This is a genomic window from Nonomuraea sp. NPDC049714, from assembly GCF_044465295.1.
Lineage (GTDB): Bacteria > Actinomycetota > Actinomycetes > Streptosporangiales > Streptosporangiaceae > Nonomuraea.
This window is the reverse complement of record NZ_JBITLM010000011.1, coordinates 296,126-317,305: the sequence shown is the minus strand read 5'-3', so window position 1 is coordinate 317,305 and position 21,180 is coordinate 296,126. Positions and strand designations below refer to the sequence as shown.

The following is a 21,180-nucleotide window of genomic DNA, read 5'->3' as shown; positions in this document are numbered from 1 at the left end:
TCCGGGTTCAGGAGATCCGGGTCCGGCCGAGTGTGAGCCAGCCGGGAACGGTGGTGTCCTGGCCGGCGTTGGCGAAGCGCAGCGGCATGCCGCCGCGCAACGGGTTGGCGGCCCGCAGGACGAGCGTGTACTCGCCCTTCCGCAGGCCCGCGGTTCGCAGGGTGGAGGTGAGCTCGGCCGGGGCGCCGGGCATGATGCCGGTCAGCTGCCACGACGTCGTCCAGTTCCTGGCGATCCGGCCGTCGCGGCCGACGGCGGCCACCTGGAGGGGCCAGTCGTAGGAGAACGGGGCGACGCCGTCGTTCTGGATCCGGAGGGCGAGATCGAGGCCGTGGCGGCGGTGGCCGGTCCGCACCGCGGTGGCCCGCAGCCGGTAGCCCAGCGACTTCGCGCCGGCCAGGGCCTGGTCGTAGGCCGCGCCCGTGTAGCCGGGGGTGAAGGCGTAATGGTTGAGCAGCCAGGAGGCGTGAGTCTGGGCGACGCTCGTGGCGAAGTCCTTGTCGCCGTCGCCGGGGCAGTCCATCGGCGTGTTGAACAGGCAGCCCTGCAGCTCGGGCCGCAGCTCGCCGGCGACCGTGTCGGTCTTCCACTTGTCGGTCGTGCCGGCCTGCTCCATCAGGTCCATGAAGTGCCAGCCGGGCCCCGGCAGGGTGGAGTAGGCGAAGGAGTCGTCGTGGTAGCCCAGGTCGTGCGCCTTGTTGTCGGCGCTGGGGTAGCGGACCATGAGCCTGGTCTCGTCGAAGGCCGCGTCGAAGGCGTTCAGGACCCTGAGCTGCCCGGCCTGGGAGGCGAACCAGTTCTCCGTGCCGGGATCCCCGTTGTGCGGCCAGGTGTGCCACTCGCCCCAGAAACCGAGCAGGCCGAGCTGGACGAACCCCACCCGGGCGTCGCCGTCGTAGCGGTGGCCGAGCGCGGCGATGAACCGGTCGAGCGCGGCGGCCAGGTTCGGGTCGTCGTAGTCGGGCGACACGCTCTGCCCGTTGTTGCCGAAATCGTCGTACGGGCGGGTCAGCAGGCCCTGGTCGAGCAGGAACTGCGGAATGCCGCTGGGTTTGCCCGGATAGTCGAGATAGAAGCGGAACGCCGCCTGGTGGCCTCGGGCGGCGATCGCGTTCAGCTGCTCTTCCAGCTGCCGCCAGTCGAACCGGTGGGGACCGGTCATCACCGCGTTCAGCGGCAGGTAGAACCACTCCATCGAGTGCGGGAACGTCGTATAGGCGCCCGCGTAGGGGATGAAGCCCTTCAGCGGATTGGCGTCCGGAGCCTCCGCCGCCGCCAGGTTCCGCCAGCCGGGCTCGGTGGCCGCGGTCGAGCTCGCAGCGGGTAACGCCGTCGAGACCGCGGTCAGGACGGCGAGGACCGCCATCCGCGCGGCCCGGTTGATCGGAGAGTGACCCATCGAAGCCTCCACATGACGTCCGCCAAGGCCTTTATGAGCCAACCTTGACAAATTTTCGATGAGCCACATCATTATTCGAGAGAGCGAACAAGGCAAGAGGGAACTTTTCCAGCCCTCAGCCCCACCCCCCAGGAAGAGGCACCTCGATGATCAACAGGAAGCGGGCCGGCGCGGCGCTGCTGTGCGGGCTGCTGGCGGGCACCGTGCTCACCGCGTGCGGCGGCTCCGAGACCGGCGAGCCGGCGAACGGCCCGGTCACGCTCGACTACTGGCTGTGGGACGACAACCAGCAGGCGTCCTACCAGGCCTGCGCCGATGCCTTCCACGCCGCGAACCCGAACATCACCGTCAAGATCACTCAGACGGCCTGGGCGCAGTACTGGCAGAACCTGACCACGCAGCTGGCCGCCGGCGAGGCCCCCGACGTGTGGACCAACCAGGTGTCGTACTACCCGCAGTTCGTGTCCAGCCAGCAGATCCTCGACATCCAGCCCTACGTCGACGCCGACAAGGTTGACCTGAGCCAGTACCAGGACCAGCTGACGGACCTCTGGACCAAGGACGGCCACCGGTACGGGCTGCCCAAGGACTGGGACACCGAGGCGATCGTCTACAACAGCGAGATGCTCGACAAGGCCGGCGTCAAGCCCGCCGACCTGGCCGACCTCACCTGGAACCCCGCCGACGGCGGCAGTTTCGAGCAGGTCATCGCCAAGCTCACCGTCGACGACAAGGGCCGCAACGGCCTGGACCCGGCCTTCGACAAGGACAACGTCAAGGTGTACGGCTACCAGCCGGAGTGGAACGACGGCTCCCAGGGCCAGAACGGGTGGGGCGAACTGGCCGCCGCCAACGGCTTCACCTACCTGGACAAGAACCCGTGGGGCACCCGGTACAAGTACGACGACCCCAAACTGATCGAGACCATCGGCTGGTACAAGGCGCTGACGGACAAGGGATACGCGCCCCGGTTCGACAAGCAGTCGACGCTCGGCATCGACGCGGTGATGAACTCCGGCAAGGCCGCGCTGACGATCGCGGGCTCCTGGACCATCAACACCTACCTGGGCGCCGACGCCAAGCAGAAGTTCGCGCTCGCGCCCCTGCCCGTCGGCCCGGTCGGAGTCCGCAAGAGCGCCATCAACGGCCTGTCGGACGCGATCTGGGCGGGCACCGAGAACAAGGACGCCGCGTGGAAGTGGGTGAAGTACCTCGGCTCGGCCGACTGTCAGGACGTGGTCGCCGGCAACGCCGTGGTGTTCCCCGCGATCAAGACCTCGACCGAGAAGGCGCTGGCCGCCCACCAGGCCAAGGGCCGTGACGTGCAGGTGTACGTCGACTACACCAAGACTCCCGGCGGCACGTTCCTCCTGCCGATCACCGACCACGGCACCGAGATCAGCCAGATCGTGCAGGACGCCCTGCAGTCGGTCATCCTCGGCCAGTCCGCCCCCGCTGAGGCGCTGACGAAGGCCAATCAGCAGGTCAACGGCCTGTTCGGCTGACCGTTCCATCATCTGCCCCGTTCGGCGGGAGCCACGCTGAGCATCCCGCCGGACGGTCACCGCTGCTAGAAGGAGAACCATGCCCCTGCTCGTCGACCTGGCCGGCCGCGACTTCGCGGTCGAACTCACCGGTTCCGAGCCCCCCGAGCCCGTCGAAGGCGGTCTGGTGCTGCCGCCAGGCCGGGTCGCGATCCTGCACGGCCTCGGCGACGCCCTGTTCTACCGCCACGGCCAGAACTCCTGGAGCCCGTGCGGATGGCGCCGCCTCAGCGAGCCCCCGTTGCGGATCGCCAAGCCCGAACGGCGGCTGACCGCCGACGACACCGTCTGGGACGACCCGGCCCGGCACCACTCCTCCGCCGTGGCCGCGCTGCAGGGCGCCGACGGCCAGGTGCTGCTGCTGGGCTCTCTCGGCCTGGGCACCCCCCGGCTGGCCGCCGACCACGACACCCTCGCCGGCTGGTGCGAGGACGATGGGGCTCCCTGGTTCCTCGCCTACGGACCCGAGCAGGAGGTCTTCGCGCACTACACCGCGCGGCTGGCCGAGCGGCTGGGCAGCAGCGACCGGCGCGCCGGCAACGTGTGGTGCACCTGGTACGCCTACTACGAGGGCATCACCGAGCAGGTGCTGAACAAGGACATCGCCGCCCTGGCCGGTCTGCGGTTCGACGTCGTCCAGATCGACGACGGCTGGCAGCGGGCGGTCGGGGACTGGCTGCCCAACGACAAGTTCCCCTCCGGCATGCGGGCCCTGACCGAACGGATCACCGACGCCGGGATGGGCGCCGGCCTGTGGCTCGCCCCGTTCATCGTGCTGCCCACCTCGGCGACGGCACGCGAGCATCCCGAGTTCCTGTTGCGCGACGCCGACGGGGAGCCGGTCGTCGCCGGACACAACTGGGGCACCGGATACTGGGCGCTGGACCTCACCCACCCCGGTGTCCAGGAACATCTCACCCGGCTGATCCACCGCGTGGTCCACGAGTGGGGCTTCACCTATCTCAAGCTGGACTTCGTCAACGCCGGGGCCGTCCGGGGCGTCCGGCACTCCGGGGCGCCGCGCGAGCAGGCCTACCGGGACGCGCTCGCCCTGATCCGGCGCGTCGCGGGTCCGGAGGTCTACCTGCTCGGCAGCGGCGGCCTGCTGCTGCCCTCGCTCGGCCTCGTCGACGGGATGCGCAGCGGCCCCGACGTCGCCCCGCTGTGGACCAACTACGCCACCGACGACCCCTCGGACGCGATGGCCTACAACGCCGTGGTGAACACGCTGCACCGGCTGTGGCAGTCGCCTCTCCTCCAGGTCGACCCCGACGTGGTCTACTTCCGCAGCCGGCTCAACCTGCTCACCGACACCCAGATGGGCTGGCTGCACGACCTGGCCGCGATCTGCGGATTCAAGGCCGTCTCCGACCCGCCGTCCTGGCTGAGCCCGGACGAGCTGGAGCGGATGGCCGCATACCTCGCCGAACAGCCCGAGATCACCAGGGAGGGTCGCTACAGTTTCGCCATCGATGGCCGTACCGTCGACTTCACCGCCGCGCTGCACCTGGGGCAGCAGTACCCGATCTCGTGACGGGCGGCTAGAATTTCGCTTCAACGCAGCATAATTGGGGGGTCATGGTGGCCGAGGTGGCCGGAGCCGATGTCAGCAGGCTCCGCGAGCTCAACTCGCTCAGCATCGTCCGGGCGATGCGGGGGCAGCCACCGGCGACCGTCACCGAGCTCGCCGCCCGCACCGGCCTGTCCCGGCCCGGCACCGACGTCGTGGTCCGCGGGCTGGTCACCGACGGGTGGGTGAAGGTCGTCGAGCCCGACGGCAGCAGCGTGGGCCGCCCGGCCCGCCGTTACCGCTTCAACGCCGGCGCCGGACACGTGCTCGGCGTCGACGTCGGCGGCCACAAGATACTCGTTCTCCTCGCTGACCTCGAAGGACAGGTCCTGCGCAGCCACCGGCTGCCGGTCGACCCGGACGCGGACCCGGCCGCGCGGCTCGACGCCGTCGACACCGCCATCTCCCAGTGCCTGACGGCCGCCGGGATGCGGCCCGACCAGATCTGGGCGGTGACGGTCGGGGTGACCGGCCCCGTCGACGCGACCGGCCGTACCACGCTGTTCACCCCGCTGCCGGGCTGGGCGAGCGTTTCCCCCGCCGAGCACCTGGCGAACCGGTTCACCTGCCCGATCCTGGTCGAGAACGACTGCAAACTCGCCGCCGTCGCCGAGCGCTGGCAGGGCGCCGCGCAGGACGCCGACGACATCGTCTACCTGCTGGCGGGCATGCGCACCGGTGCCGGCCTCATCCTCGACGGCACCCTGCGGCGCGGCTACGGCGGAGCGGCAGGCGAGATCGGCGCGCTCAAGGCGGTCCGCTGGCTCTCCGCCCCCTCCCACATCGAGAACTGCCCCGGCGTGCCCGCGGACATCCATCCGAACGACAAGGCCGCCTGGGTCTTCGAGCGTGCCCGCGAAGGCGACCGCGACGCCAGAACCGCGCTGCGCCGCTACGTCAAGGACCTGGCCATCGGGGCCGCGGCCCTCGTGCTGACCCTGGACCCGCAGGTCGTCATCCTCGGCGGCGGCTACTCCCGCTCCGCCGACCTCCTCATCGATCCCCTGGAGCAGGAGCTACGCCGCCTCTGCCTGCGTGTCCCCGAAATCAGGGCCTCCGACCTGGGCGCGGACAGCGTAGCCCTCGGCGCGCTGCGCGTCGCCCTGGACCAGGTCGACGCGCGACTGTTCACCGACGGGATGCCCGCACCCCTCACCGCCCACGCCTGAGGCCCTACTTGCTGTGCGCGATCTGGATCAGGTTGCCGCAGGTGTCGTCCAGGACCGCCGTGGTGACCGGGCCCATCTCCAGCGGCTCCTGGGTGAAGCGGACGCCGAGCCCGCGCAGCCGCTCGAACTCCGCTGCCACGTCCTCCACGGCGAAGGAGGCGGCCGGGATGCCGTCCTCGACCAGCGCCTCCTTGTACGGCTTCACGGCGGGATGGCCGTCGGGCTCCAGCAGCAGCTCGGTCCCGTCGAGGTCCTCCGGCGAGACCACGGTGAGCCAGCGGTCCTCGCCCAGCGGGACCTCGGTCTTCTTCACGAAGCCGAGCACGTCGGTGTAGAAGCGCAGGGCCTTGTCCTGGTCATCGACGAAGACGCTGGTCAGGTGGATTCTCATGAGGTTTCTCCGATTTTGTCGGGTTGAGCCACCGGGTGACGATGAGCTCAAGGGGTTCGGTGTTCAGGTCGTGGAACTTGTAGCGGCCCTGGCGCCGCGATCGGACCAGACCCGCGGATTCGAGTACGGCCAGATGCTGACTGATCGCCTGGCGGGAAAGGCCCAGACCGTGCTTGGACGCCAGCCGCGCGCAAATCTCGAAGAGGGTCTGGCCGTCCCGTTCCACCAGCTCATCGATGATGTGCCGGCGGGTGGGGTCGGCCAGGGCCTTGAAGACATCATCCGCCATGACCCCCACAATAGGCAAGTCGTCACTTGCCTATCAAGACCCGCGCCCCACGGCCCGGGGTCAGGTCAGTCGAGGATGTCGGCGTGCAGGGCGCGCAACACGGCGTTCGTCCGGTCCCGTGCCCCGAGCTTGAGCAGCACGGCCGACACGTGGTTCTTGACCGTGCCCTCGGCCAGGAACAGCGCCCGCGCGATCTCGCGGTTGCTGTACCCCTCCGCGACCAGCCGGAGCACCTCCAGCTCGCGCTCGGTGAGCCGCTGGATCGCGGGCAGGCCGGACTCGTCCGGCGACGGGCGGCGGCGTACCGCGCGTAACAGCCGGTCGGTGATCGACGGCGAGATCAACGTCCCCCCGCCCGCCAGCACGCGGATGGCCCTGGTCAGCCGCTCCAGCGTCACGTCCTTGAGCAGATAGCCGCCCGCCCCCGCCCGCATCGCGTCCAGGACGAGATCGTCGTTGTCGAACGTGGTCAGCACGAGCACCGGCGGCACGTCGCCCGCCCACTCGCGCAACGCGGTGAGCGTCCAGATCCCGTCGTGGCGCGGCATGCGCAGATCGAGCAGGACGACGTCGGGGGCGTGCTCCTCGATCGCCGCCAGCGCGGACATGCCGTCGTCGGCCTCTCCCACCACCTGGATGTCCTCGGTCAGGTCGAGCAGGCTGCGGATGCCCTGCCGCACCAGGGTCTGGTCGTCGACCACGATCACGCGGATCATCGGGCCGGCACAGTAGCAGGCACAGTGGCGGTCACCCGGAACCCGTCGCTGCTGTCGAGCCGCACGTCGCCGCCGATCGCGTCGACGCGCTCGCGCAGGCCGCGCAGGCCGTTGCCGAGCCGTAGCTGCGGGCTGCCGCGCCCGTCGTCGACCGAGGTGAGCCGAACGGCCCGGTCCGGCGTGCTCTCGATCCGGATGCTCAGGGAGGTCGCGCCGGCGTGCCGGACGGTGTTGGTGATGATCTCCTGGACGACCCGGATGAGGGTCAGGGTCACCTCCTCGGAAGGGCGTACGTCGTCGTCGATCCGCACGCCGATGTCCAGTCCGGGGATGTCGCGTACCACGGCGTTCAGAGATTCGCGCAGGTCGGGGGCGTCGGCGCGGAGCTGACCCACGGTCGCGCGCACGTCGCGCAGCAGGTTGCGCGCCACCCCGTCGGCGCGCTCGATGTGCGTGCGCGCGGCGGGGCCGTCGTGGTGCCGGGCCACCTCCAGCTCCAGGGTGAGCGCCGTGAGCTGGTGCCCCATGAGATCGTGCAGTTCGCGGGCGATGCGCAGGCGTTCGTGGGCGCGCGCGGTGTCGGCCAGGACGACGCTCGCGGCCCGCAGCTCCAGATGCGCCTCGGCCAGCTCGCGGCGCAGCCGCTGCTCCCGGATGATCGCCAGCGAGCTGAGCAGCGTCGCCGCCTGGATCAGCAGATACAGCAGCGTGTGCAGGCCGACCTCGGCGTTGGAGGCGCCGGCGAGGCTCGCGGTCGCGGCGATGACGGCGGTGTTGAGCGCGATCACCAGCGGCCCCGCCCACCTCGGCGCGACGTAGGCGCCCATGGCCGCGGTGAAGACCAGCAGGATCGGCAGCCACCCGGCGCTGGACGCGGTCAGGACGGTCAGCCAGCCCAGCACGACCGACGCGCCGTAGCAGGCCCAGGCCACCCTGGGGCGGCGATCCTCCCAGGCCGCGGCGGCCAGCAACGTGGTCAGCAGGGCCGCGAACAGCACCCCCCACACCGGCAGGGGCACGCGCGTCTCGGCCGCGCCGAGCAAGGTCGGTGTGCCCACCGCGACACACACCAGCAATACCGCCAGGCCCGCCCACGTGTCCGGCTCAATTCGCCGCATACCGCCACTGTAGTGGCGTTTCCCGGCACGCCCGGGTGCCGAAAGTCATGGGTGCCGATGCTGACCATCGGCACAGGCGTCCGGGGCTCGGCCCTTTCTAGGGTCGACGGCATGCCTGCGACACCACCGTCCGCCGCCGTCGAAGCGGAACGACTGCACAAGCGCTACCGCTCCAAGGTCGCCGTCGAGGAGGTCAGCCTGTCGGTCGCCACCGGGGAGATCTTCGGCATCCTGGGACGCAACGGCGCCGGCAAGACGACCACCGTCGAGCTGATCGCCGGGCTCAGACGGCCCGACCGCGGCACCGTTCGTGTGCTCGGCCTGGACGTCCGGCGCGACCGGGCCCGGCTGCGCCAGGTCCTCGGCGTCCAGCTGCAGGACGCCACCCTGCACGCCGCGCTCACCGTCACCGAGCTGGTCCGCCTGTACGCGACCTTCTACCGTGACCCGTCGCCGGCCGGCGAGCTGATCGAGTCGGTCGGCCTGACGGCCTCCGCCCGCACCCGCTTCGAGAGCCTGTCCGGCGGCCAGCAGCAGCGGCTGTCGATCGCGCTCGCCCTCGTCGGGCGGCCCCGGGTGGTGATCCTCGACGAGCTCACCACCGGACTCGACCCCGAGGCGCGCCGCCAGATGTGGTCCACCGTCGAGCGACTGCGCGAGTCCGGCGTGACCGTCCTGCTCGTCAGCCACGCCATGGAGGAGGTCGAGCGGCTGTGCGACCGGGTCGCGCTGCTCGACGCGGGGCGGGTCGTCGCCCTGGACTCGCCGGCGGGGCTCATCAGGCGGGCCGGGTTCGCCCAGCGGATCACCTTCCACGCGGTCTCGCCCGTGCCCGACGGGCTGCTGGAAGGGCTCGCCGGCGTGGAGCGGGTACGCGCCGACGGCGGCCGGGTCGTCGTCGAAGGGCGCGGCGACCTGCTCCAGACCGTCAGCGTCGCCCTCGTCCGCGCCGGCGTCGTGGCCACCGAGACCCGCAGCGAGCAGGCCGGCCTGGACGACGCCTTTGTCGCCCTGACCGGCCACCGGCTCGACACCGAGGAGGAGACCGTCCGATGACCGACGTCGCCGTGCACCGCCCCGGCCCCCGGGCCTTCGCCGAGCTGCTGATCTGCGAGCTCAAGATGGTGGCCCGCGACACCGCCGGGCTGATCGTGCCTATCGGCCTGCCCATGCTCATCCTGGTGATGAACGCCTCGGCCGCCGGCCGGGAGACCGTCGCGCACGGCCGCACCGCGCTCGACGTCTTCGTGCTGCCCCTGGTCTTCACGATGGTCGCGGCCACGACCGGGATCGTCAACATGCCGAGTTTCCTGGCCTACTACCGCCGCAGCGGCATCCTGCGCCGCCTCGGCGTGACGCCGGCCTCGCCCACGATGGTCCTGGTCGCCCAGGCCGTGGTCGGGGTGCTGCAGATCGCCGTGGGCATCGCGGCCGCGTGGATCCTGGCCATGCTCGCGTTCGACGCCAACCCGCCCGTGCGCGTCGGCGCGGCGATAGGCGTGCTGGCGCTGACGGTGGCCGCCATGTACGCTGTCGGGCTGATCGTCGCGGCGCTGTCGCCCACGCCGAACTCCGCCGTGGCCATCGGCCTGACCGTCTTCTTCCTCCTGGGAGCCACCGGCGGCATGTTCGGCGGCCGTGACAGCCTGCCGGAGGCGATCGCCGTGATCGGGCAGTGGCTGCCGTTCGGCGGCGGGACCCAGGCCCTGTCGGCCGCCTGGATGGGCGCGCCCGTCGAGGCCGCCCACCTGATCGGCCTCGGGTTCTGCGTGGTCTTCGGCACGGTCGTCGCGGCGGTGTTCTTCCGCTGGGACTGATTCCCAGGTGGTCCGATCCGAGGTGTCCGATCGGGGCGCCGGCTCCGACGTCCCGGGTACATCCGGTCCTCAGATGGGAGCACAGGTCATGGGCAAGGTGATCGGGAGCGCGACGGTCTCGCTGGACGGCTTCATCGCCGACGAGTCGGACCGGGTGGGTCCGCTCTTCGACTGGTACGACAACGGGACGTGCCCTTGAACGGCGGCCTGCTGGGCCAGGCCCTGACCGCCGGCCTGGCGGACGAACTCCAGGCGGACCTGGTCCCGGTGGTGTTCGGCAAGGGCGTACGGTTCTTCGGCTCGTACGACGGCCCACCGGCGCTCCTCGGCGACCCGGAAATCGTCCAAGGCGACCGGGTCACCCATCTGCGCTTCGACGTCCGTCGCTAGCGGCGTATCGGCCGGACTTCCCGATCATGGGGGTGTTTCGCCGGTATCGTGCGCTCGTGAACGATATGGAATCCCTTGTCATCGCCCGGCGGCTCCGCGTTCCCGTCGGTGCGGCCCCTGCCGGTCCCACGCCCGGCTGGGGGGAGACCGCCGCCCGCCAGCTCGACGCGGCGCTGCTCAGCGTCGGCTTCGCCTGCTCGCCGGCGCTGCTCGAACGGCTGTCCGGGCTGCGCGGCGAGACCGTGGTCGACCTTGGCGTTCGCGTCCTGGCCGCCGTTCGCGAGCTCGTGGGCGACCACGTTCAGCACAACGCGTACTTCATCGACTTTCCCGAGAACGTTCCCGACACCCTGGAGTTCTGGGCCGGCCTGCTGGGGGAGGTCCTGCTCGACCCGGTCGCCGCCGCGCGCGTCCAGCCGGCGACGCTGAACCTGCTGACGCTGCCGGGTTACGGTCGCTACCAGCACGGCTACGCCGACCTGCTGGCCGCGCACGCCGAGCTGCTCCCGCTGGCGGGCGACCGGGTGACCGTGCTGGACCTGGGCGGGAGCCTGGAGGAGGAGGCGCGCGAGCTCTACTTCTCGCTGGCGGGTTCGGAGTCGCCGCTCGCCGAGGAGGACCTCGTGGTGCTGCGCGCCCTGGCCGGGTTCTGCGCCGACGAGCCGGAGCGCGTCCCGGTGCGTGAGAACCGCGCCATCGTCAACGAGGTGCGCCTGGCGGCGGGACGGCCGCTGCTCGTGGACACGGTGACCGACGTGCTGCGGCTCGCCTGCGGGGTCTCCGGCGGCGACGTCACGCTGTCGGCGCCGACCAGGTTCCGCTCGTTCCGCCGCGCCGAGCGCCGCGTCCTGCTCCAGGCGCTGGACGCCGTCGCCATCCCGGCCAAGCTCGGTGACGTGCCCCGCCACCGGGAGCAGTGGAAGCGGCTCGGCGAGCGACTGCACCCCCACGAGTACCCGCGCCTTCCTCGGGCCGCGCACGTCTTCGAGGTGGCCAGAGGGGTGCGCCGGGCCGCGAGCCTCGACGGGCGCGTCGAGGCCGCCCTGTCGGCGGGCCGCACCGGCGACGCGGTCGCGCTCCTGGAGAAGACGCCGGGCGCGCTGCTGCGCCGCCTCGACCACCTGCTGCGCACGGGCCACTCCGCGTCGGCCGTGCTCGACGCCGCGGAGAAGGCCGCGACGGGCGCCTCCGGCCGCGTTCTGCTGTCGCTACGCGAGCACCTGCAGAACCGCCTCGCCCCGGTCTCCGGCCGCGTCTTCGTCAACCGGCACGGCAGAGCGTGGGCGGCCCCCGACGCCCGCGCGCCGCTCGGCGAGCAGGTCCTGGCGCGGGCGGTCGCCATGCTGGACGAGGAGATCACCCGCCGCCTGCCCGACCCGGGCGAGCTGGTCATCGATCCCGACGTGCTGGACGTCGCCCTGCCCCTGTCGGGCAAGGCCGTCGTCCCCGGCCTGGGCATGCTGCCGCGCGGATCGCTGTCGCCGGTCGACGGCGAGCTGCTGCGGTTCTTCGTGCACTGGCGGCAGGCCGGGCAGCGCACCGACTACGATCTGTCCGCGCTCATGCTCGACGCCGACTTCGGCAGCCCCGAGCACATCTCGTGGACGAACTACGGCAACGACTTCGCCGAGTACTCCGGCGACCTCACCAGCGCGAAAGACGGCGCGTCGGAGTTCATCAACGTCCGGCTGGCCGACGCGACCAGGCCGATCATCATCCCGCAGGTCTTCATCTTCACCGGCGAGGGCTTCGACGAGGCCGCCGAGGCGTTCTTCGGCTACATGACCAGGGACGCCGAGCAGGAGGGCAGGCCGTTCGAACCCCGCACGGTGCGGATGAAGTCCGACCTGCGCGGCGCGGGCCGCGTCGCGCTGCCCTTCGTCGTCCTGCGCGACGACGACGGCCGCTGGTGGGTGAAGTGGCTGCACCTCTACCTGAAGGGGTACCCGCACTTCAACCAGGTGGAAGGCCACCGAGTCACCGCCTCCCTGCTGGTGCGCTCGATCGTGGAGCGCGACCACCTGCGGGTCCGCCATCTGGCCGACCTGCTGCGGGCGAAGAACTCGACGGCCGGGCACACCACGTACATCGGGCTGCAGGCGCCGGCCGACCTGCCGGAGGGAACGCGCGTGTACACGCCGGCGACGCTGCACGAGCTGATCCCCGCCTGATAAGGTCACGATCGTGAGGCCATGGGAGGGCTTCCTTCTCACGCATACGCGTTATCTCCAGCCTTCCCGCTCTCCTCGCATCCTGGTCGTGAGGCCATTCGCGCGCTTCCTTCTCACCTGGTTCAGTCCAGGTAGGTACCCCCTAGGGGGACCACTGGTACAGCTAGCTCGCGAGCCTTCCTCACGACCGGTTCGCCACGGGCCCCGCCCCTGGGCCTGGTCGTCCTTACGCAACCGCCTGGGCGGCGGCGCGGCCGGCCTGGCGGCCGGAGAACAGGCAGCCGCCGAGGAAGGTGCCTTCCAGGGAGTTGTAGCCGTGGACGCCACCGCCGCCGAACCCGGCCGCCTCGCCGACCGCGTACAGGCCGCTGATGGGGGTGCCGTCCAGGCCGAGGGCGCGCGCATCGAGGTCGGTCTGGATGCCGCCGAGGCTCTTGCGGGTCAGGACGTGCAGCTTGACCCCGATCAGCGGACCGGCCTGCGGGTCCAGGATGTGGTGCGGGGTGGCGGTGCGGCTGAGCCGGTCGCCGAGGAAGCGCCGTGAGTTGTGGATGCCCTGCACCTGAGCGTCCTTGCTGTAGGGGTTGTCGATCTGCATGTCACGGGCCTCGATCTGGCGGCGCAGCTCGCCGGCGTCGAGCAGCGGCTTGTCGGTCAGGTCGTTCATCTTCGCCACCAGCTCGTCCAGCGTGCCGGCGACGACGAAGTCCGCGCCGTTCCGCTTGAAAGCCTCCACGGGAGCGGGCGCCCCCTTGCCGAAGATCCGACTCCGCAGCACCGCCTGCCGGTTCCCGCTGGTGATGTCCGGGTTCTGCTCCGAGCCCGACAGGGCGAACTCCTTCTCGATGATCTTCTGGTTGAGGATGAACCACGAGTGGTCGTATCCGGCGATGTCGGGGGTGGTGCGCAGATACTTGAGGGTGCCGAGGGTGTCGTAGCCGGGCAGGCACGAGTCCGGCAGGCGGCGGCCCAGCGCGTCGAACCACATCGACGACGGCCCCGGGAGGATCCGGATCCCGTGCTCGGGCCAGATGGAGTTCCAGTTCTGCACGCCTTCGGTGTAGTGCCACATCCGATCCCGGTTGACCATGCGGGCTCCCGCCTCGGTGCTGATGGCCAGCATCCGCCCGTCCACGTACGCCGGCACGCCCGTGATCATGTTCTGCGGGGCGGTGCCCAGCCGCTGGGGCCAGTAGTGGCGTACCAGGTCGTGGTCGCCGCCGATCCCGCCGCTGGCGATGATGACCGCCTGCGCCGTCAACTCGAATGAGCCCGTCGTCTCACGGCTGGAGGCCACCCCCCGCAGCGAGGGGTCGTCCTTCAGGACACTGCCCCGCACCCCGGTGACGGCGCCGTCCTGGACGACGAGTTCGTCGACCTGGTGACGGTGGTAGAACGTGAGCAGTCCCGCGTCGGCCGCTCGCTCGGCGCTGCGCACGAACGGGCCCACCACGCCCGTTCCCGTGCCCCAGGCCACGTGAAACCGGGGCACGGAGTTGCCGTGACCGTCGGCCCGCAGGCCACCGCGCTCCGCCCAGCCCACGATCGGCGTCAGCTTGATGCCCTGGGCGGCAATCCACGACCGCTTCTCACCCGCGGCGAACTCGACGTACGCACGGGCCCAGCGCACCGCCCAGGCGTCCTCGTCGTCCAGGCGGTCGAACCGGGCGCTCGCCTGCCAGTCGCTCCATGCCAGCTCGAAGGAGTCCCTCACCCTCAGCCGGCGCTGCTCGGGCGAGTTCACCAGGAACAGCCCGCCGAACGACCAGTAGGCCTGCCCTCCCAGGTTGGCGGCGTTCTCCTGATCGACCAGGGCCACCTTACGGCCCTGGCCGGTCAGCTCCTGGGCCGCGACCAGCCCGGACAGTCCCGCACCCACGATGATGACGTCCGCGTCCATAGTGGTACTCCCTTGTTCGAGCGCGTGTTGATGGTGAAGCGACGGTCATCCGCTCTTCCTGCGGGGGCGTGCGCCCAGTGCCGCCAGGCCGCCCTGGACGTCCTCGATGACCAACCGTTCGGCGGTCGCCGAGTCGCCCTGCCGCAGGGCGCGGACCAGGGCGCGGTGACCGGCGTAGCGGTCCAGCCCGAAGTGGTCGTCGGCGGCGATCTTCTCCAGGCGCAGGGCCCGGCGCTCGGGCTGGGAGAAGACCTGGGACTGCTCCAGGAGCCGGATCAGCATCGGGTTGGCCGCACAGGCGTTCACCGCGTCGTTGAACTCCTGCATCCGGTCGAGCAGCGCGGTGATGTGCCGGTCGACGTTCTCGCCGTTGCGGTGCCGGGTGATGATGACGATCAGCAGGTCGTCGGCGTCGTCGAGGATCGCGTCGAGAACGTCCAGCTGCTCCGGCGTGGCGTTGCGCGCCGCGAAGCGGGCCACCAGGCCCCGCAGACCTATCTCCACCTCGGCGAGATCGTCGATGGCGCGCTCGGCGATGTCGGCCACGACGACCGTCCGGGGGCCCGTGCGCTGGATGAGCCCGTCATGTTCGAGCCGGAGCAGCGCCTCGCGCACCGGGGTCGGGCTCACCATCAGCTGCTCGGCCAGGCCCCGCTCGGTCACCTTCTCGCCGGGGCGCAGCCTGCCGGTCCCGATCGCCTCCCGGAGGGTCTGGTAGGCGAGATCGGCCCGGGTCTCGCCGCGCGCAGGGGGCCGGTCCGTCGTCGACTTGACCATCATGGCCTCACGATAACAGCAGCAATGGCGTACCCAGATGATATGCGTTGACTTTTTTGCTATGGCAACTAGTGTGACTCCTGCCACAGCCGAGGAGGACGTCATGGCCAGCGCAACGCGAGCTGAAAGCCGTACGGCCGACACCAGAAGGATCACGTTCTACGTGGCCCTGGCGGTGTTCGCCCAGGAGTCGACCTGGAACTTCTACGACAGCCGGGTGCCCGAGCTCCTGCGGGACCACGTCGCGAGCGCCGCCGTGATCGGCCTGATCATGGGCATGGACAACCTGCTGGGCCTCTTCATCCAGCCCTACATGGGCAACCGGTCGGACAACACCCGGACCGCGTGGGGCCGCCGGATCCCGTATCTGGCGGTCATGATGCCGGTGGGCGCGGCACTGTTCCTGCTCATCCCGCACATGACGTCACTGGGCTGGCTGATCCTGGCGATCTTCCTCTACGCGCTGGTGATGAACAGCTCCAAGCCCATCAGCGAGTCGCTCATGCCCGACTTCATCGAGCCCGAGCGCCGCAGCCGGGCGAACGCCGTGGTGAAGATCGCGTCAGCGCTGACCGTCATCGTGGCCGCCCTGGTCAGCCTGCTGCTGGTCGACGACCACCCGAAGCTGGCCTTCGCCGTTCCGTCCGGGATCATGCTGGTGGCGGTGGCGGTGCTCGTCTGGCGGGTACGGGACAACCGTTCGCCGGCCTACCAGGCCGCTCTCGCGGAGGACGAGGCGTCGGCGGCCACCGGATCCCGTGACACGAACGTCAAGGTCAAGTTCAGGACCGTCATCAGCGACCTGGTTTTCGATTCCGACCGGAGCCGGCTTCTGGTCATCTTCGCCGTCTTCGTCTTCGGCGGAGCATGGTTCTCCTCACGTTCTCTGATGACGCCGTACGGCGTGGAGGTCCTCGGCCTGTCCGACGGCGAGGCGGGCGGACTGACGCTGCCGAGCGGGATCGTCTTCATCCTCGCCGCCTTCCCCGCGGCGCTGCTCGCCGAGCGTTTCGGGCGGCTGCGGGTGATGGCTTCCGGGATATCGATCCTCGCCGTGGGCATGATCCTCGGAACCGTCTTCCAGAGCGCGACGATGACCGTCGTGGCGTTGTGCCTGGCGGCGGCCGGCGCCACCGGGTTCATGATCAACGCACTCGTCGTGCTGTGGAACCTGGCTCCGTCGAGCCGCGTCCTGGGCACGTACACCGGCCTGTACACGGTCGGATGGGCCAGCGGGGGATTCGCCGGGCCGGCCCTCGTCGGTCTGGCGGTCGACCTCACGGGATGGCATCTGATGCTCCTGCACACCGCCGTCCTGGCCGTCATCGCCGTCGCGCTGGTCATCCGGGTGGACCGGCTCCGGCGCGCGAGCGACAACAGGGAGAGCGCCGAGTGACCACCCCGCCAAGGCCCGCCGGGCCGGCATGACCAGCGATCACTGACGAGATGAGGACGACATGATGAGGACACCCGCGACCGAGGATCGCGTGCCGAAGGACACGATCAGGGTCCTGGCCCCCAGCGGAATGCTCGGGGCGGGGTTCCCCAAGGAGACGATCGATCGGGGGATCGAGCTCGGCGCCGACGTGATCGCTCTCGACGGTGGCTCCACCGACTCCGGGCCGTACTACCTGGGCTCGGGGACGGCGAAGACGACGGCCGCGGCCGTCGCCCGTGACCTGCGGATCCTGCTGCGGGCCGCGGCCGGCGCCGGCATTCCGCTGGTCGTCGGCTCGTGCGGCACGAGCGGCACCGACTCCGGCGTCGACTGGGTCGCCGGCATCGTGGACGGAATCCTGCGGGAGGAGGGCCTGGACCTGAAGGTCGCCCGCGTCTACAGCGAGCAGACGGCGGCCGCTCTGAAGGAGAAACTCAACGAGGGACGGGTGCACCCGCTGCCCCCGATGGGCGACCTGGACGCCGCCACGCTGGACGGCTGCAGCCACATCGTCGGCATGATGGGCCACGAACCCATCGTGCTGGCCCTGGAGGCCGGGGCCGACGTGGTGCTCGCCGGCCGCGCCACCGACACCGCCGTCGCCGCCGCGTACCCGTTGATGAAGGGCATGCCGGCGGGCCCCACCTGGCACGCGTCCAAGATCATCGAGTGTGGCGGGCAGTGCACCACCAACCCGCGCACCGGCGGCGTCCTCGCCAGCATCGACCAGGAGGGCTTCACCGTCGAGCCACTGGACCCGGCCGCCGCGTGCACCACGACGTCGGTGGCGGCGCACATGCTCTACGAGACGGTCAACCCGTTCGAGATGCGCGAGCCGGCGGGCACGCTGGTGGTCTCCGACGCGGTCTACACCGCGCTGGACGAGCGCCGGGTGCGGGTCGAGGGATCCCGCTTCGAACTCGCCGACCAGTACACGATCAAGCTCGAAGGAGCCCGCGTCACGGGCTACGAGACCATGTCCTTCACCGCCATCCGGGATCCGCACATCCTCGCCCGGATTGAGGAGTGGGCCGCGCTGATGCACGAGGTCCTCGCCGGGCGGGTGCGGCAGACCCTGCACCTCGATCCCGCCGAATACGCCATGGACCTCCGTCTCTACGGCTACAACGCCGTCCTGGGGGCCATCGACCCGGCGTCCGGGCCGCCCCGGGAGGTCGGGGTGATGCTGCTGGTCAACGCCCCGGACCAGGCCACGGCCACCGCGATCGCCAAGATCGCGAATCCGCTGATGCTCCATCTCCCGACTCCCGACATGGACTACCTGCCCAGCCTGGCCTTCGCCACCTCGCCGGCCGAGAGCGAGCGCGGCCCCGCCTACCAGTTCGTGCTCAACCACGTCGTGGACGTCGACGAGCCCACCGACATGTTCCGCATCGAGATCGCCGAAGGTGACACCCGTGACTGACGACCGCAGGCCCACGCTGGGCGAACTGGCCCTGGAGGTCCGTTCGAAGAACGCCGGCCCGTTCTGGGTCACGATGGAGCTCTTCATGCGCGACGCCGAAGGCTACGCGACCGTCGCCGACGAGGGCTTCATCAACGAGGAAGTCATCGCGAGACTGTACGACCTCGACCCGGCGGACATCCAGATCTTCCGTATCCCCGCCCTCAACGTCGTGAAGATCTCGTTCCCCCGCCCGGTGGCGCAGGGCAGCCTGCGCGACCGGGACATCCACGCGGGCCAGCACCACGTCCCCTTGGCGGCGCTCGTGCCCGCTTGACAGTTCCCCAACCCGGAGCCGCCGTGACCGACGAACCGCGTGACAGCAGGCCCTACGCCGCGGGCCTGGCCGCCCGGCTGCGTCTGGCCGACGGTGGACGTGCGTTCGTCAAGGCGGCGAGTTCGGCCGTGACACCCGGTGCGGCCCGGTTTCACCGCCGGGAGATCGCGATCTCCCGGCGGCTCCCTGCTGCGGCTGGTGGCGAATGCCGGGCCGGGCGCCGATCGGCACCTGCTCGCCATGGCCACCGCGTTGGGCGGGGCATCGCCGCGACGGCGGCTTGCATGACCGGAACGTCCTTCCGTATAGTACCGGAACGACGCTCCGCTTTATTCGGCGTACGGCCGTGAAGGAGCGTTCACACCGACATCCACCAGTTGAAGGACGCCTCTCATGGCTCACAGGCAACACCCCATCGGCACCGGATTCACCGCCGCGTCGACGGTCGACGACGTCCTCGCGGGCCTCGACCTGTCCGGCAGGAACGTCGTCGTCACCGGCGGCCACTCCGGGCTCGGCCTGGTGGCCACCCGTGCGCTGGCCGAGGCCGGCGCCTCGGTCACCGTCGGCTCGCGCGACCCGGACCGTGCCGCGGCCGCGGTGGCCGGGATCGAAGGCGTCGAGGTCGGCCGGCTCGACCTGCTCGACCCGGCCTCGATCGACGCCTTCGCCGCCCGTTACGCCGGCTCCGGCCGTCCGCTGCACATCCTGCTCAACAACGCGGCCTTCTCGGGCTCCGCCGAGATCGTGCGGGATGCGCGCGGCTACGAGGCGCAGTTCGCGACCAACCATCTCGGCCACTTCCAGCTGACCCTGGGCCTGCTGCCCGCGCTGCGTGCCGCCCACGGCGCCCGGGTGGTCAACACGACGTCCGGTGCCCAGCGGATGTCCGGCATCCTGTGGGACGACCCGCACTTCACCACCGGCGGCTACGACCCCGGCCTCGCCTACGCCCAGTCCAAGACCGCCAACGTGCTGTTCGCGGTCGAGCTGGACCGCCGCTGGGCCGCCGACGGGATCCGTGGTTACGCCGCGCACCCGGGCGTCGTGGCCGCCACCGCCTTCAACAGCGCGGTCGGCCAGGACGCGCAGCGGGCGATGGGACTGGTCGACGAGTCCGGCCGGCCGATCATCGACCCCGAGCGTGGGAAGAAGACCCTGCGGCAGGGAGCCGCCACGATCGTGTTCGGGGCCACCAGTCCCTTGCTCGCCGAGATCGGCGGGGTCTACCTGAACAACAACGACGTCTCCCGGCTGAACGACGAGCAGCCGCCCGTCACCGCGCGGGAGATCTCGGCCGACGTCGTGTCCCACTCCATCGACCCGCGGTCCGCCGAGCGGCTCTGGGAACTGAGCGAGCGGATGCTCAAGGCGTGACCCGGCGCTCCGGCGTCAGGCCCGTGTACTGGTACGCGGAGCACGTCAGGTGGCCCGCGTCACCGCCCCAAGGCTCCTTCGCGTTCCACGGCGCCCGCTCTCGGGCACTGCGGTTACGCTAGAACCTCACATGGATGTCAGAGGCAACGGCCTATGGCAGGGGTCACAGCTGGGAGGACGACGTGCGCATCGGGGAATTGGCGTCACGGACGGGAGTCAGCGTCCGGTCCCTTCGCTACTACGAGGAGCAGGGGCTGCTCATCAGCTCCCGCAGTGCCAGCGGGCAGCGCCACTACACGGGTCGCGAGATCGAGCGGGTCAGGCTCATCCAGCGGCTGTATGCCGCCGGCCTGTCCAGCCGCACGATCATCGAACTGCTGCCGTGCACCGATTCCCCCAGCGAGGAGAACTCCGACGCCGCGCTGGCGCGGATGGCCCAGGAACGCGACCGGCTGTCCGAGCACATCGCCGACCTCATCCGCACCCGGGACACCCTCGATGAGCTCATGGCCGTGAACCGGGCACACCGCGCGACCCTCCGGACGGCATTGGCCTCCTGACTCACGCGAAAAAATGAGTGGTGGCCACCGGGGGCCGGTGCTCACAGTGGGACTGTGCCAGAGGACCATTTCGGTGAGCATGTGGCGGAGACCTATGAGGCCAAGTGGCCGGAGCTGTTCGATCCGGCGGTCGTCGATCCGGCGGTGAGCTTCCTTGCCGACCTGGCCGGGTCGGGCGCCGCGCTTGAGTTCGGCGTCGGCACCGGCCGGATCGCGCTGCCGCTGAGCGGGCGGGGGGTCCGCGTGCGGGGGATCGACCTGTCACCCGCCATGGTGGCGCGGCTCCGGGCGAAGCCGGGCGCGGAGAACGTCGCCGTGGTCACCGGCGACTTCGCGACGACCCGGGTGGAGGGGACCTTCGCGCTCGTCTACCTGGTGCGTAACACGATCACGAACCTCACGACGCAGGACGAGCAGGTCGAGTGCTTCCGCAACGCGGCGGCGCATCTGGAGCCCGGCGGCTGCTTCGTCATCGAGAACTACGTCCCGGAGTTGCGGCGCCTGCCGCCTGGCCAGACCGTTCACGCGTTCACCGTGACTCCGGCGCACCTGGGTTTCGAGGAGTACGACGTCGCCGCGCAGATCGCGTATTCCCATCATTACTGGGTGACGGGCGGGCAGCTTGAGACCCGCTCCACGCCGCACCGTTACGTGTGGCCGTCCGAGCTGGACCTGATGGCGCGGATCGCCGGGATGAGCCTGCGCGAGCGCTGGGCGGACTGGGCTCGGGAGCCCTTCACCGGCGACAGCAGGAGCCATGTCTCGGTCTGGCGGAAGCCGGCTCGCCTTACCCCGTAGTCCTCCCCGTCCGC

At 70.5% G+C, this 21,180-nt stretch carries 21 protein-coding genes; 14 read left to right on the top strand and 7 right to left on the bottom strand.

What is annotated here, in order from left to right; translation table 11 throughout:
- Positions 1-7: 7 nt before the first annotated feature.
- Positions 8-1,399: a DUF4832 domain-containing protein gene (locus tag ACIBQX_RS36555; RefSeq protein ID WP_397012773.1), complete on the bottom strand. Its 1,392-nt coding sequence runs from the start codon at positions 1,397-1,399 to the stop codon at positions 8-10.
- Between the two features lie 146 nt (positions 1,400-1,545).
- Here ACIBQX_RS36555 and ACIBQX_RS36550 point away from each other — a divergent pair, with 146 nt between their 5' ends.
- The 3 genes from ACIBQX_RS36550 (at position 1,546) to ACIBQX_RS36540 (ending at position 5,682) form a co-directional block, all read left to right on the top strand.
- Complete coding sequence (locus tag ACIBQX_RS36550; RefSeq protein WP_397012771.1) at positions 1,546-2,904, top strand: ABC transporter substrate-binding protein; 1,359 nt, start codon at positions 1,546-1,548, stop codon at positions 2,902-2,904.
- Between the two features lie 79 nt (positions 2,905-2,983).
- On the top strand, positions 2,984-4,477 hold the full coding sequence (locus ACIBQX_RS36545; protein WP_397012769.1) for a glycoside hydrolase family 36 protein: 1,494 nt from the start codon (positions 2,984-2,986) through the stop codon (positions 4,475-4,477).
- 44 nt (positions 4,478-4,521) lie between these two features.
- Positions 4,522-5,682 carry an ROK family protein gene (locus ACIBQX_RS36540; RefSeq protein ID WP_397012767.1) on the top strand — a complete coding sequence of 387 codons (1,161 nt, stop codon included), beginning with the start codon at positions 4,522-4,524 and terminating at the stop codon, positions 5,680-5,682.
- 4 nt (positions 5,683-5,686) lie between these two features.
- Here the strand turns inward: ACIBQX_RS36540 and ACIBQX_RS36535 are convergent, their stop codons facing one another.
- From ACIBQX_RS36535 to ACIBQX_RS36520, 4 genes are all read right to left on the bottom strand, one after another.
- Positions 5,687-6,073, bottom strand: coding sequence for a VOC family protein (locus ACIBQX_RS36535; protein WP_397012765.1), 387 nt, complete (start codon positions 6,071-6,073; stop codon positions 5,687-5,689).
- Positions 6,039-6,362: an ArsR/SmtB family transcription factor gene (locus ACIBQX_RS36530; RefSeq protein ID WP_397012763.1), complete on the bottom strand. Its 324-nt coding sequence runs from the start codon at positions 6,360-6,362 to the stop codon at positions 6,039-6,041. The genes ACIBQX_RS36535 and ACIBQX_RS36530 overlap by 35 nt, the downstream gene beginning before the upstream one ends.
- A gap of 65 nt (positions 6,363-6,427) precedes the next feature.
- Entirely contained in the window at positions 6,428-7,078 is a 651-nt protein-coding gene (locus ACIBQX_RS36525; protein WP_397012761.1) for a response regulator, read from the bottom strand.
- Positions 7,075-8,196 (bottom strand): sensor histidine kinase, encoded by a 1,122-nt coding sequence (locus tag ACIBQX_RS36520; protein WP_397012759.1) that lies wholly within the window; start codon positions 8,194-8,196, stop codon positions 7,075-7,077. The genes ACIBQX_RS36525 and ACIBQX_RS36520 overlap by 4 nt, the downstream gene beginning before the upstream one ends.
- A gap of 111 nt (positions 8,197-8,307) precedes the next feature.
- Here ACIBQX_RS36520 and ACIBQX_RS36515 point away from each other — a divergent pair, with 111 nt between their 5' ends.
- The 5 genes from ACIBQX_RS36515 to ACIBQX_RS36495 all read left to right on the top strand — a co-directional run bounded on the left by ACIBQX_RS36515 (position 8,308) and on the right by ACIBQX_RS36495 (position 12,574).
- On the top strand, positions 8,308-9,252 hold the full coding sequence (locus tag ACIBQX_RS36515) for an ABC transporter ATP-binding protein (protein ID WP_397012757.1): 945 nt from the start codon (positions 8,308-8,310) through the stop codon (positions 9,250-9,252).
- Complete coding sequence (locus ACIBQX_RS36510; protein ID WP_397012755.1) at positions 9,249-10,013, top strand: ABC transporter permease; 765 nt, start codon at positions 9,249-9,251, stop codon at positions 10,011-10,013. The genes ACIBQX_RS36515 and ACIBQX_RS36510 overlap by 4 nt, the downstream gene beginning before the upstream one ends.
- Positions 10,014-10,086: 73 nt before the next feature.
- Positions 10,087-10,212 carry a hypothetical protein gene (locus ACIBQX_RS36505; RefSeq protein ID WP_397012753.1) on the top strand — a complete coding sequence of 42 codons (126 nt, stop codon included), beginning with the start codon at positions 10,087-10,089 and terminating at the stop codon, positions 10,210-10,212.
- Positions 10,203-10,403: a hypothetical protein gene (locus tag ACIBQX_RS36500; RefSeq protein ID WP_397012751.1), complete on the top strand. Its 201-nt coding sequence runs from the start codon at positions 10,203-10,205 to the stop codon at positions 10,401-10,403. The genes ACIBQX_RS36505 and ACIBQX_RS36500 overlap by 10 nt, the downstream gene beginning before the upstream one ends.
- A 65-nt stretch (positions 10,404-10,468) precedes the next feature.
- Positions 10,469-12,574, top strand: a complete 2,106-nt coding sequence (locus tag ACIBQX_RS36495; RefSeq protein ID WP_397012892.1) for a hypothetical protein — start codon at positions 10,469-10,471, stop codon at positions 12,572-12,574.
- A gap of 226 nt (positions 12,575-12,800) precedes the next feature.
- Here the strand turns inward: ACIBQX_RS36495 and ACIBQX_RS36490 are convergent, their stop codons facing one another.
- Both ACIBQX_RS36490 and ACIBQX_RS36485 read right to left on the bottom strand, forming a co-directional pair.
- Positions 12,801-14,474, bottom strand: coding sequence for an FAD-binding dehydrogenase (locus ACIBQX_RS36490; RefSeq protein ID WP_397012750.1), 1,674 nt, complete (start codon positions 14,472-14,474; stop codon positions 12,801-12,803).
- A 45-nt stretch (positions 14,475-14,519) separates the two neighbouring features.
- Entirely contained in the window at positions 14,520-15,254 is a 735-nt protein-coding gene (locus tag ACIBQX_RS36485; protein WP_397012748.1) for a GntR family transcriptional regulator, read from the bottom strand.
- Positions 15,255-15,354: 100 nt separating this feature from the next.
- On the opposite strand from ACIBQX_RS36485, the gene ACIBQX_RS36480 reads away from it, so the two are divergent.
- From ACIBQX_RS36480 to ACIBQX_RS36455, 6 genes are all read left to right on the top strand, one after another.
- A complete protein-coding gene (locus tag ACIBQX_RS36480; protein ID WP_397012746.1) occupies positions 15,355-16,647 on the top strand; it encodes an MFS transporter in 1,293 nt (430 codons plus the stop codon).
- Between the two features lie 61 nt (positions 16,648-16,708).
- Positions 16,709-18,115 (top strand): acyclic terpene utilization AtuA family protein, encoded by a 1,407-nt coding sequence (locus ACIBQX_RS36475; protein ID WP_397012744.1) that lies wholly within the window; start codon positions 16,709-16,711, stop codon positions 18,113-18,115.
- Positions 18,108-18,431, top strand: coding sequence for a DUF4387 domain-containing protein (locus tag ACIBQX_RS36470; RefSeq protein WP_397012742.1), 324 nt, complete (start codon positions 18,108-18,110; stop codon positions 18,429-18,431). Before ACIBQX_RS36475 ends, ACIBQX_RS36470 begins: the two co-directional genes overlap by 8 nt.
- A 393-nt stretch (positions 18,432-18,824) precedes the next feature.
- On the top strand, positions 18,825-19,808 hold the full coding sequence (locus ACIBQX_RS36465; protein ID WP_397012741.1) for an SDR family NAD(P)-dependent oxidoreductase: 984 nt from the start codon (positions 18,825-18,827) through the stop codon (positions 19,806-19,808).
- A gap of 182 nt (positions 19,809-19,990) precedes the next feature.
- Positions 19,991-20,368, top strand: a complete 378-nt coding sequence (locus ACIBQX_RS36460) for a MerR family transcriptional regulator (protein WP_397012890.1) — start codon at positions 19,991-19,993, stop codon at positions 20,366-20,368.
- A gap of 54 nt (positions 20,369-20,422) precedes the next feature.
- Positions 20,423-21,166, top strand: a complete 744-nt coding sequence (locus ACIBQX_RS36455; protein WP_397012739.1) for a class I SAM-dependent DNA methyltransferase — start codon at positions 20,423-20,425, stop codon at positions 21,164-21,166.
- Positions 21,167-21,180 lie beyond the last annotated feature (14 nt).